Source organism: Cupriavidus phytorum (assembly GCF_003254285.1).
Lineage (GTDB): Bacteria > Pseudomonadota > Gammaproteobacteria > Burkholderiales > Burkholderiaceae > Cupriavidus > Cupriavidus phytorum.
The window spans coordinates 71,228-83,356 of sequence record NZ_QKZN01000015.1; the positions used below are offsets into that span (position 1 = coordinate 71,228).

The 12,129-nt window shown below is 68.5% G+C and carries 10 protein-coding genes; 8 read left to right on the plus strand and 2 right to left on the minus strand.

Annotated elements, in window-relative coordinates; genetic code table 11:
* Positions 1-57 precede the first annotated feature (57 nt).
* Positions 58-486 (minus strand): nuclear transport factor 2 family protein, encoded by a 429-nt coding sequence (locus C7416_RS25825; RefSeq protein ID WP_111521517.1) that lies wholly within the window; start codon positions 484-486, stop codon positions 58-60.
* Positions 487-691: 205 nt separating this feature from the next.
* On the opposite strand from C7416_RS25825, the gene C7416_RS25830 reads away from it, so the two are divergent.
* Together C7416_RS25830 and galE are read left to right on the plus strand one after the other, a co-directional pair.
* The gene (locus C7416_RS25830; RefSeq protein ID WP_111521518.1) at positions 692-1,720 is read left to right on the plus strand and encodes a tyrosine-type recombinase/integrase; all 1,029 of its coding nucleotides are present in this window, start codon (positions 692-694) and stop codon (positions 1,718-1,720) included.
* A gap of 156 nt (positions 1,721-1,876) precedes the next feature.
* Positions 1,877-2,896 (plus strand): UDP-glucose 4-epimerase GalE, encoded by a 1,020-nt coding sequence (gene galE, locus C7416_RS25835; protein WP_111521519.1) that lies wholly within the window; start codon positions 1,877-1,879, stop codon positions 2,894-2,896.
* 82 nt (positions 2,897-2,978) lie between these two features.
* Here the strand turns inward: galE and C7416_RS25840 are convergent, their stop codons facing one another.
* Complete coding sequence (locus C7416_RS25840) at positions 2,979-3,287, minus strand: H-NS histone family protein (protein WP_062802319.1); 309 nt, start codon at positions 3,285-3,287, stop codon at positions 2,979-2,981.
* A 544-nt stretch (positions 3,288-3,831) separates the two neighbouring features.
* On the opposite strand from C7416_RS25840, the gene C7416_RS25845 reads away from it, so the two are divergent.
* From C7416_RS25845 to C7416_RS25870, 6 genes are all read left to right on the plus strand, one after another.
* Complete coding sequence (locus tag C7416_RS25845) at positions 3,832-5,655, plus strand: methyl-accepting chemotaxis protein (protein WP_111521520.1); 1,824 nt, start codon at positions 3,832-3,834, stop codon at positions 5,653-5,655.
* A gap of 115 nt (positions 5,656-5,770) precedes the next feature.
* Positions 5,771-7,744 (plus strand): putative bifunctional diguanylate cyclase/phosphodiesterase, encoded by a 1,974-nt coding sequence (locus C7416_RS25850; RefSeq protein ID WP_111521521.1) that lies wholly within the window; start codon positions 5,771-5,773, stop codon positions 7,742-7,744.
* 174 nt (positions 7,745-7,918) lie between these two features.
* Positions 7,919-8,311, plus strand: coding sequence for a response regulator (locus C7416_RS25855; protein ID WP_111521522.1), 393 nt, complete (start codon positions 7,919-7,921; stop codon positions 8,309-8,311).
* A 142-nt stretch (positions 8,312-8,453) separates the two neighbouring features.
* Entirely contained in the window at positions 8,454-8,930 is a 477-nt protein-coding gene (locus C7416_RS25860) for a chemotaxis protein CheW (protein WP_111521523.1), read from the plus strand.
* 119 nt (positions 8,931-9,049) lie between these two features.
* Positions 9,050-10,693 carry a methyl-accepting chemotaxis protein gene (locus C7416_RS25865; RefSeq protein WP_111521524.1) on the plus strand — a complete coding sequence of 548 codons (1,644 nt, stop codon included), beginning with the start codon at positions 9,050-9,052 and terminating at the stop codon, positions 10,691-10,693.
* 115 nt (positions 10,694-10,808) lie between these two features.
* The coding region (locus tag C7416_RS25870; RefSeq protein WP_111521525.1) for a methyl-accepting chemotaxis protein at positions 10,809-12,129 on the plus strand (1,321 nt) is incomplete at its 3' end.

The window sequence follows — 12,129 nt, forward strand, 5'->3', positions numbered from 1 at the left end:
CTGGGTAATTCCGAACAATTCGGTGAAGCAATACGGTGGCGCCGCGGCCGGCGCGCGTCAGGCGCCGGTCAGCACATGTTTCTGGCTCGCCAGGCGCGCGGCCATGGCGGCGGCCAGCGCCTCCAGGCCGGAGCGCGGGCGCACCATGACCTCGAATTCGGCAATGCGGCCGGCGTCGTCGAAGCGGATCATGTCAATGCCCTTGAGCGCCTTGCCGTCCACGCTGGCGCTGAATTCCAGCACCACGCTGTGGCCGTCGTCGCTGACAAAGCTGCGGTGATAGCGGAAGTCCTGGAACACCTGGTTCACCGTGGTCAGCACCAGGGCGATGGCGGCGCGGCCGGGATACGGCGTGTGTGCCACGGGGGAACGGAACACCACGTCGTCGGCGACGATGGCATCGAGCCCGGCCATCGACTGGGTGGCGATCATCTGGTGCCAGGCGTCGAGCGAAGCCTGGGCGGCGGGGATCAGGGCAGTGGTCACGGGAGGTCTCCTGGCGTGGCGCTGTAGGTTTGCTGCGATCTCTTCCTGGCTTTATGCAACCAGTTGCATAGTGGGTCGAAAGGTAGCATGCCGCGCGGCCCGCTGCAAGCTCGGCGCGTGGACCGCGGCGCGCAGTGACGCGTTGTCTACAATAGTCGGAATCGTCCGCCGGCCGCCGGCCTGATGCGGCAGAGCAGGAGAGTCCGTGACCACCAAGCCCAGCGCCGCCCAACTCGAGCAGGCGGCCTTGTTCGATGCCGACCTGGCCGCCTGGCGCGACCACCCCGAGCGCGCGTTCGACGGCTGGCTGGCGCAGCACGGTTTTCGCCACGGCACCAGCGTGGTGTACCGCGCGATGTGGGGCAAGCTGCTGCGCTGGTCGGCCGAACGCGGGCTGCCGCCGCTGAGCTGGTCGGCCGAGCAGATCGGCGAATTCCTGGATGCGCAGCAGCTGCATAAGTCGCACCGCTACCGCTATGCGCGGCTGATCGAGCGGGTCTTTCACCACCTGTCCCGCTTGCGCGAGGGCATGCACAACCCGGGCAGCCAGGCGGTGCGCGCCCATCTGGCCGAGGGCGAGAACGATCCCACCGCCTTCCTGCTGCCCGGCGAGCGCGACCTGCTGGTGGCGCGCATCCTCGGCCCGGCCGGCGCGCCCGCTGGCGATACCGGCGCGGCGTCCCCAACGCAATGGAAGCGCGCCCGCGACGCGGCGCTGCTGGCGGTGCTGCTCGGCGGCGGCCTGAAGGTGGCGGAGGCGCGCGCGCTGCGCACTGACGTAATCGCAGACATGGCCGACAGCAGGCCCGGGCGGATGGCGCTGCGCATGGTGCGCCCGGACAACGGCCGCGCCTACACGGTGCCGCTGTTTCCGCTGGCGCATGCGCCGCTGCGCGCCTGGCTGGCACTGCGCGAGGCCTCGGGCACGCTCGGCAACCTGGTGTTTCCGGCCATGCCGACGGGGCGGCCGATGCATGCGGCGTCGGTCTACCGGCGCGTGGAGATCCTGCTGGACGAAGCCGGCGTGCTTGCCGGGCGCAGCGAGCGCGCGTCGCCGCAGACCTTGCGCAATACCTGCGCGGCCATGCATTTCGAGGCCGGCACGGCGCCCGCAGAGGTGGCGCAGTGCCTGGGCATGCGCGACCTGGAATCGGGCTGGCGGCTGCGGGCGGCGTATGAAGCCTGGCAGGCGCGGGCCGGGCTGGTGGTGCCGCTTTCCGCGGCCTCTGACTGAAGTTGCGGCACGGGCCGCCGGGCCGGGCGCCATGGCGCATCGTGGATAATAGGCACTTTCGCGGGCCGGGCGCCGTGGTGCAGGTTATTGATCGCGCACATGGCGCGCCGGCCGCCGTCCGCAAACGCTGAATCAAATAGACCGACGCCACACGCAATGCCTGAAACCCTGCTGCTGACCGGTGCCACCGGCTATATCGCCTCGCATACCTGGGTTGCCCTACTCAATGCCGGCTACCACGTGATCGGCCTGGATAATCTGTGCAACAGCAGCCCGGCCGTGATCGACCGGCTTGCCACCATTACCGGCCAGGCCCCGCATTTCGTGCAGGGCGATGTGCGCGACCGCGCGCTGCTGGACCGGCTCTTTGCCGAACACCGCATCAGCGCGGTGATTCATTTTGCCGCGCTCAAGGCGGTGGGCGAATCGGTCAGCCAGCCGCTGGCCTATTACAGCAACAACCTCGATGGCCTGCTGACGGTATGTGCCGCCATGGGCGCGGCCGGGGTGAAACAGCTGGTGTTCAGTTCCTCGGCCACGGTTTATGGCAATCCGCACACCGTGCCGATCCTGGAGGATTTCCCGCTGTCGGCGACCAACCCCTATGGCCAGACCAAGCTGATGGGCGAGCAAATCCTGCGCGACCTGGAAAAATCCGATCCGGCCTGGCGCATTGCCTACCTGCGTTATTTCAATCCGGTCGGCGCGCATGAAAGCGGCCTGATCGGCGAAGACCCGCGCGGCATTCCCAACAACCTGATGCCTTATGTGGCGCAGGTGGCGGGCGGGCGCCGCGACCAGTTGATGGTATTCGGCGGCGATTACCCGACCGTCGACGGCACCGGCGTGCGCGACTATATCCATGTCTGCGACCTTGCCGACGGCCACCTGGCGGCGCTCAATTACCTGGGCCGGCAGGGCCGCGGCATGACCGTCAACCTGGGCACCGGGCGTGGCTACAGCGTGCTGGAGGTAGTGCAGGCTTACCAGCGCGCCAGCGGCAAGCCGGTGCCGTACCAGATCGTGGACCGGCGCCCGGGCGATATCGCCGCCTGTTACGCCGACCCGGCGCTGGCCCATGAACTGCTGGGCTGGCGCGCGCAGCACGACCTGGACCGCATGTGCCAGGACTCGTGGCGCTGGCAGTCGATGAACCCGCACGGCTTCGACGCCTGAGCCCGGCCAGGCTTTCCGCCAGGCAAAACAAAAACGCCACGGATGTCTCCGTGGCGTTTTGCCGTCTGCCGGATCGCGTGTTTCAGCGGATCAGGAAGTCCTCGACCGATTTGCCCTGGGCCAGGGCCTGGGTCAGCCAGCCCGGGCGCTTGCCGCGGCCGGTCCAGGTATTGCCGGCGTTGTCGCGATAACGCACCGGCACCTTGCGGTTGGCCGCCTTCTTGCCGGCCGGGGCCTTCGCGCCAAAACCCAGGTCTTCCGCGGTCAGGCCATATTGCTCGATTTTCTCGCGAATATCCGCGATCACGGCGGATTGTTCACGCGCCTTGATTTCCTCGGCTTGCTTCTGCAGTTCGCTGATTTTCTGAACGATTTCCTGATACGTCGCCATTGCGTCCTCGGTTTCCGGTGATTGAATTGCGCTGGGTGCGCTGGTGGGCGGGGGAAAATGCTGAAAACAATTATAACGGGCCGGCTGCCGGCTGCAAATCCTGGTGGCGTAATCCCGGACGGTTTTTGCGAAAATTCTTGCTGCTGATAATTGTGTGAACTTTCAGTGTCAGGGCGAGTCGCCGCGGATTTTGCCGCGTGCCGGCGGTACTGCGACGGTTGAGCCGTGCCGAAAACCCGGCGGTATTCCCTACCGGACCGTCTGTCGTCGTTGTGTGCGGATACCGGCCATGCCATTAATCGCGCCGGCATTTACGGACAGGCGGCAACCCCGTTTCAGGCCATACCCGCCAGCCCACCCCCTCTACGTGGCTGATATCCGACATGGCGTTTATCGCCGATTCACCATAACCGTGCGCGCCGGACGGCGACTCAAGGATGAGGGGGGCACGCCGTTATCCGGGCAGGGCGGATCAATGCGGTAACGATCCTGCCGGACCGGGGCAAGGGGTGTGTCCCGCGGATTGCCTAAGTCTTATTTCATCATGTCCTTCCACAACAATATTCAGATCAAGACCCTGCTACGGGGCGCCATGGGAATCCTGTCGCTGCTGCTGTTGCTGGTCGGCGGCGCCGGCCTGTACGGCATCTCGCAGAGCAACGACGCGCTCAAGGATACCTATGCCAACCAGCTTGGCTCGACCGTCGCGCTCAGCGACGCGATGCTGGCCACCACGCGCATGCGCCTGGCGCTGGACCGCAACGTGATGCAGGGCGAGCAGGACGATCCCAAGGTCAACGTGGATCGCTCGCGCGTGTTCGTGGAGGCGTCGGACGCGGCGTGGAAGCGCTATATGAGCCTGCCGCAGAATGCCGAGGAACAGGCCTTGGCGACCGAACTGGGCAAGCAGCGCCAGGCTTTCATGGAGCAGGGCGTGCTGCCGCTGCAGGCGGCGTCGCTGGCGGGCAACCAGGAAGAGGCGGTGCGGCTGGCGAAGAAGGTGCTGCCCGACCTGCAGCGCAGCATGTCGAGCGCGCATGAAAAACTGCAGAAGTTCCAGATGGCGGCGGGCGAGGCCAATTTCGGCGCGGCGCAGGCAAGTTTTGCCCGCATCCGCATGCTGTCGATCGTGATGATCGTGCTGGGCCTGGCGCTTGCCGCGCTGTGCGCGGTCGCGCTGAACCGCGCCATCGTCGCGCCGGTGCAAGAGGCGCTGGCGGTGTTCGAGCGCATCGCCCGCGGCGACCTGACCGCGCGCATCACCAGCATCTCGAAGAACGAGATCGGGCGCATGATGCAGGCGCTGGCCGCGATGCAGTCGAGCCTGTCGGGCATCGTCGCCGAAGTGCGCAGCGGCGCGGATTCAATGGCGTCGGCCACGCAGCAGATTTCCACCGGCAACCTGGACCTGTCGCAGCGCACCGAGGAACAGGCCTCGTCGCTGGAGGAGACCGCCGCGAGCATGGAAGAGCTGACCACGGTGGTGCGCCAGAACGCCGACAATGCGCGCCAGGCCGGCGTGCTGGCGGGCGAGGCCTCGCAGATCGCGCTCAAGGGCGGCGAGGTGGTGGGCCGCGTGGTCGACACCATGAACGAGATCAACGGCGCCTCGCGCAAGGTGGTGGAAATCATCAGCGTGATCGAGGGCATCGCCTTCCAGACCAATATCCTGGCGCTCAATGCCGCGGTCGAAGCCGCCCGGGCCGGCGAGCAGGGGCGCGGCTTTGCGGTGGTGGCGGGCGAGGTGCGCAGCCTGGCGCAGCGCTCGGCCTCGGCCGCCAAGGAAATCGAGGCGCTGATCAGCGAGTCGGGCCAGCGCGTGGAGAGCGGCACCCGGCTGGTGGCCGAAGCCGGCCAGACCATGGGCGAGATCGTCCAGGCGGTGCGCCGGGTCACGGACATCATGAACGAGATCGGCGCGGCATCGCAGGAGCAGACCAGCGGCATCGAGCAGGTCAGCCAGGCCGTGACCCAGATGGACCAGGTGACCCAGCAGAACGCCGCACTGGTCGAAGAGGCCGCGGCGGCGGCGGGCGCGCTGGAAGAACAGGCGCAGAAGCTGAAGAACGTGGTCTCGGTGTTCACCGTCAACACCGCGGCGGAGCCGGCGATCACGGCCCACGTCGGTGGAAGCGCCGCAGCCAAGACGTCGGCAAAGGCAATGGCATCCTCCACGCCGGCGACCCCCGCCGTCGCCAGTGCCAGCGTGGCCGCGCGCACCACGACGGTGCGTAAGGTGCCGGTTGCAGCGGCGGCGCGGCCCGCGGCCAGGCCGGCGAGCAGCCCGGCAACCCCCCCTGCAGCGCGATCCGCAGCGCGTCCGGCAGTGGCCGCGGCCGGCGGCGATGATGACTGGAGCGCGTTCTAACACCCTGCGTTCGAGTCATTGCCTTGTTCACACGGCGACTGCAAGATGACATGATGCGGGGTTTGCCCCGCGTCCTGACCGTCTTCGCGCATCTTCATCATCATCGCGCAGCCTAATGATTGCCCTGAGTTCCGTCCTGTTGCTGCTGGCTGCCCTGCTGGGTGTAGCCGCCGCCCTCGGCGTTCGCGCCGGGCGCGCGGACCAGCCGGCCGGCAGCCGGTCGCTGCGCGTGCTGACGTGGTCGGCGGCGCTGCTGTCGCAATTGAGCATCGGCATGCCGGTGCTGGTGGTGGGCCTGTCGGGCAGCGTGCCGGCCGTCAGCGACACCGCGCAGCTGGCGGCCAGCTTTGCCGCCGCGGCGGCGGCCACCACGGCGGTCAAGCTGCTGGTGCAGTGGCTGCGCCAGGGCGCGCGCCTGTGGCGCGGCGCGGCGCTGATGGCGGTGGTGGCCGGAGCCGGGCTCGTTGCGGCGGCCGGCACCCACCTGGGCCGCTCGTGTGGCGCCGGCACCGTGACCGCGCGCGATTGCATCGACGCCGCCGGCCTGCCGCACCCGGCCTGGCTGGCGGGCGGGCTGACCGCGCTGTGCGCGCTGCTGTTCGCCGTGCATCGGGCCCAATCGCGCGGCTGGCTGCCGGCGCCGGCACGCGCCGACGCCACGCTGGCCGACGAACTTGCCGATGACCTGCCGGTGCTGCATCGCGGCGCCGAGCCGCGGCTGGCGCGGCGCGGCGCGCGCATCCCCGGGCGCCCGGGCCGGCTGACCGTGCGTGCCGCCGCGCGCGGGCAAGACACGGTGGGGGAATACAGCGTGGCGACCGTGATGCCGGACCGAGTCGCCTTCGGCCGCTGGCTGGACCAGGCCATCAGCCAGGCCCGGCTGGCCGAGACCGGCTGCGCCGTGCTGCTGATCCATATCGCCGACTACCGCGAAGTCGACGAAGTCTTCGAAGTGCGCGCCGACGACATCCTGGCGCAGGACGCCGGCGCGCTGGCGCAGGCCGTGCTGGAGCCCCACGACTTCCTGGCGCGGCTGGCGCGCGACGAGTTCGCCGTGGGCGTGCCCGAACTGGTCCACCATGGCCGCGCGCAGGAACTGGGCTCGCGCATGCTGGGCTCGCTGGCCGAGTTCATCGCCGCGCGCGGGCTGCAGATGCAGATCGGCGTCAATATCGGCATCGCCATCTATCCGCGCGACGCACAGACGTCCGAGGCGCTGATGCAGGCGGCCCGCGTCAGCCTGGCCGAAGCCCGCCAGAGCGGCTCGAACCAGGTGCGCCTGTTCAACAGCGCCGCCGGCGAACGCGCGCGCCGCACCCGCGTGATCCGGCGCGACCTGTGGGTGGCGATCCAGGACGATACCCTGTCGCTGCAGTTCCAGCCCAAGTACGACGCGCGCCGCCGCACCGTGGTCGGCGCCGAGGCCCTCTGCCGCTGGCGCCATCCCGCGCTGGGTCAGGTCAGCCCAGCCGAGTTCATCGCCGTGGCCGAACAGTCCGGGCAGATCGACAAGCTCGACGACTGGGTCCTGACCAGCGTGTGCCGCCAGGTGCGCCAGTGGCGCGACGCCGGCGTGCCGACCGTGCCGGTGGCGATCAATGTCTCGGGGCTGCGCTTTGCCAGCCGCAATTTCCCGCAATACCTGCTCGAGCAGATCCACCAGCACGACATCCCGCCGTCGGCGATCACGCTGGAGATCACCGAGACCGCGGCGATGAAGGACATCGGCAAGTCGCTGGAAACGCTGGCCGAGCTGCAGTCGCTCGGGATCCAGGTGGCGCTGGACGATTTCGGCAGCGGTTATTCCAGCCTGGGCTATCTCAAGCGGCTGCGCGTGGGCACGCTCAAGATCGACCGCACGCTGATCGGCGGGCTCGATACCGATGCGCAGGGCCGCGCCATCGTCGGCTCGATGGTGGCGCTGGCGCACGAGTTGCGCATGAAGGTGGTGGCCGAAGGCGTAGAGTCGGCCTCGCAGCTGGACATCCTCAACCAGATGGGTTGCGACGAGGTGCAGGGCTACCTGCTGTCGCTGCCGCTGGACGCCGCCGGCTTCGGCGACGCCCTGCGCGCGCAGGCCGCGGCCTGACGCCCGGTTTGCCTCTCGATGGCTAAAGCCCGGCGGCCGCGCCGCCGATAACGGGTCTGGCAGGCTGGCCCGCGTTGGCGCTAGCCCTGTGCCGGCCCGTCCGTCGCCGCCGCGTTGCCCGTGTCATCGATGTTCCTGGCGGACCCACCCGTTCCTGCACCTCCGGAGGCGCCCATGTCATTGCCCAGCATCCTCGTCGTCGACGATTCTCCCTCGCTACGCCGCATGATCGGCGCCTGCCTGCGCGCCGGAGGATTCGACGTGACCGAGGCCGCTGACGGCGACCAGGCGCATGCGCTGGCGCTCGCGGGCCACTTCGGCATGCTGGTCACCGACCAGGTCATGCCCGGCATGGACGGCCTCACGTTGATCCGCAGCCTGCGCGCGACGCCGCGCTACGCGCGCATGCCGATCTTGATGCTGACCACCGAGCAGGACGGCAGCATCCGCGAACAGGCCCGCGCGGCGGGCGCATCGGGCTTCCTGCCCAAGCCGTTCGACCCCGACGGGCTGATGCAGGCCGTGGCCGCGCTGCTGGAAGCGGCATCCCCTACCTCGGAAGGGTAAGGAAAGCGGCGGCGTCGCCCTTCAGTCACCCCGGATCCTGCCGTAAACACTGGTGGGCGAAGTCACGCCCCGGCGCAGCCAGCGACCCCGGCCGCTGCGGCGCCAGAGAAACCAGCATGAGCCAAATTTGGGGGGCTAGACGATGCAGCACATCGACAAGGCAGACGGCGCGGGCGAGGAGTTCCTGGCCTTTACCCTGGGCCGCGAGGAATACGGCGTCGATATCCTGAAGGTGCAGGAGATCCGCGGCTACGAGTCGGTCACCCAGATCGCGAATGCGCCCGACTACATCAAGGGCGTGATCAACCTGCGCGGCATCGTCGTGCCGATCATCGACCTGCGCATCAAGTTCCGCCAGCCCAATGTCAGCTACGACCAGTACACGGTCGTGATCATCGTCGACCTCAACGAACGCACCACCGGCATCGTGGTGGACGGCGTCTCCGACGTGCTGACGCTGAGCGCCGCGCAGATCAAGCCCACGCCGCACTTTTCCGGCGAACTGGCGACCGACTATATCCGCGGCCTGGGCTCGGTCGAGCAGCGCATGCTGATCCTGGTCGATATCGAGAAGCTGCTCAATACCGAAGAACTGGCCGCACTTGAAGCGGTGTCCTGATCCTGCAATAGCGCCCCCCGCCGTCCGGCACGCGCCACCCGCGCGCCGGACCGAACCCGCCCGCGGTGCGCACCGCATGGACCCATGCGGCGCGCCCCAGGCAAGCAGTACAGACTTAGATGCGAAACAACCAACCCGTTACGCAGCGCGAGTACCCGCTGTCTCCGTCCGACTACCTGATCTCGCGCACCGACCTCAAGGGCCGTATCACCTTTGCCAACCGCACCTTTATCGAGGCCAGCGGCTTTACGGCGGAAGAACTGCTGGGCGCGCCGCATAACCTGGTGCGCCACCCCGACATGCCGCCCGAGGCGTTCGCCGACCTGTGGCAGGACCTGCAGGCCGGGCGCACATGGATGGGCGTGGTCAAGAACCGCCGCAAGAACGGCGACTTCTACTGGGTCAATGCGACCGTGACGCCGACGCGCGTCGACGGCCGCGTGGTGGGCTACACCTCGGTGCGCTCGATGGCAACGCGCGAGCAGGTGCAGGCCGCGGGCGCCGCCTATGCGCGCTTTCGCGCCGGGCGTGCCGACGGGCTGGCGATCCGCCACGGCGCGGTGGTGCGCACCGGCCTGCGCGGCCTGGTGCAGGGGCTGCTGCGGCTGAACCTGAAGCGCCGCATCCTGTGGGCCCAGGCTGGCGGGCTGGTGTGGTTCCTGGCCGCGCTGCTCGCGGTGGAAGCGCTGGGCGGCACCGCCGTGGCCAGCTTGCGCCCGTGGCTGTGGGGCGGCTTTGCACTGGCGCTGGCGTCGTCCTTTGCCGCCGGCACCATGCTGCTGGCGCGCGTGAACCGGCCGGTGCGCGACATGCTGGACTTTGCGCTGCGCATGGGCGCGGGCGACCTGACCACGCGCTTCGAGCACCGCAGCGCCGACGAGATCGGCGCGCTGGCGCAGGCGATGCAGACCATGCAGCGCAGCCTGCTGTCGGTGGTGCATGAAATCCAGGAAGGCATGGCCAGCATCTCGACCGCGACGCGCCAGGTGGCCGCCGGCAACAACGACCTGTCGCAGCGCACCGAGCAGCAGGCGGCATCGCTGGAGCAGACCGCGTCGAGCATGGAAGAGCTGACCAGCACGGTGCGCCAGAACGCGGACAACGCGCGCCAGGCCAGCGGGCTGGCCGCCAATGCTTCGGATACTGCCTTGCGCGGCGGCGAAGTGGTGGGCCGGGTGGTGCAGACCATGGATGAGATCAACGATGCGTCGAAGAAGATCGTCGACATCATCGGCGTGATCGAAGGCATTGCGTTCCAGACCAATATCCTGGCGCTGAACGCCGCGGTGGAAGCCGCGCGCGCCGGCGAGCAGGGCCGTGGCTTCGCGGTGGTGGCGGGCGAGGTGCGCAGCCTGGCGCAGCGCAGCGCCAACGCGGCCAAGGAGATCAAGGGGCTGATCGGCGATACGGTCGAGCGCGTCGACAACGGCTCGGCGCTGGTTGGCCAGGCTGGCCAGACCATGGAAGAGATCGTGCAGGCGGTGAAGTCGGTCACCGACATCATGGCCGAGATCAGCGCGGCATCTGCCGAGCAGAGCTCGGGCATCGAGCAGGTGAACCAGGCCGTGGCACAAATGGACGAGGGCACGCAGCAGAACGCGGCGCTGGTCGAAGAAGCGGCCGCCGCGGCGGGCGCGCTCGAAGAACAGGCGCTTCGGCTGCGAGATGCGGTGGCGACGTTCCGCGTCAGCATGCAGGCGGAGGTGCGGCCGCAGCGCCAGCCAGCGCAGGCGCGCGGCGATGCGGTGCTGGCACGCGCGTAGGCGCGGCACCGGCACGTTGGGATCGAAGTGAAGGCAGGCGCGGCATGCCGCGCCGCCAGCGTACACAGGGTGCGGCAGGCCGTGCCCGAGGCTTCAGTTACAAGGGGGAGTTGCTATGCATTGGTTCAATCAATTGCGCGTCACGACCAGGCTGGTTGCCGGATTCCTGGTGGTCGCCGTGATCGGCGCCGTGATGGGGCTGCTGGGCGTCGTCAACATGGGCCGCATGGCCGACTGGACCGGCAAGATCTACAACGACGACCTGCGCGCGCTGAAGGCGGTGCAGGACGCCAACATCAACCTGGTCTACGCCAGCCGCTCGCAGATCGCGCTGCTGTCGGCATCGACCATGGGCGAGCGCACGGTCGAGAAAGAACAGATCGCCAAGTCGCTGGCCGCGATGGACGAACGCATCCGCCAGGTGGCCGGCGCCTTCGAGAAGCCCGAGGGCAAGGCGCTGGTCAAGCAGTACCAGGACCTGTCGCCGGCGTTCCGCGCGCGCATGGAAAAGTATGTCGAGCTGGTCAGCAAGCAGCCGCTGGATACCTCGCAGTTCGAAAGCCAGGTGTTCTCCGAAAGCGCAGACCTGCTCAAGGACAGCCACGCGCTGGAAGCGGTGATGCTGCAGATGGTCAAGCGCCGCGACGACCGCGCCCGCAACAACATGGAAGAAGCACGCAGCGTCTACGACGAAACGCGCCTGTGGATGCTGGGCCTGGTGCTGGGCGGCCTGACGCTGTCGGTGCTGCTGGGCGTGCTGCTGGCGCGCGCGCTGTCGCGCCAGCTGGGCGGCGAGCCGGCGTATGCCGCGGCCATCGCCGCGCGCATTGCCGAGGGCAATTTCTCGCAGCCGGTGACCACGCGCGCCGGTGACAAGAGCAGCCTGGTCTTTGCGATGCAGCAGATGCAGCAGCAGCTGTCGCGCATGGTGCGGGATTTCAAGGCCTCGGCCGAATCGATCGGCAGCGCGTCGCGCGAGATTGCCGCCGGCAACAACGACCTGTCGCAGCGCACCGAGCAGCAGGCGGCGTCGCTGGAGCAGACCGCATCGAGCATGGAAGAGCTGACCAGCACCGTGCGCCAGAACGCGGACAACGCGCGCCAGGCCAGCGGGCTGGCGGCCAACGCGTCGGACACGGCGCTGCGCGGCGGCGAAGTGGTGGGCCGGGTGGTGCAGACCATGGACGAGATCAACGATGCGTCGAAGAAGATCGTCGACATCATCGGCGTGATCGAAGGCATCGCGTTCCAGACCAATATCCTGGCGCTGAACGCAGCGGTGGAAGCTGCACGCGCCGGCGAGCAGGGCCGTGGTTTCGCGGTGGTGGCGGGCGAGGTGCGCAGCCTGGCGCAGCGCAGCGCCAACGCGGCCAAGGAGATCAAGGGGCTGATCGGCGATACGGTCGAGCGCGTCGACAACGGCTCGGCGCTGGTCG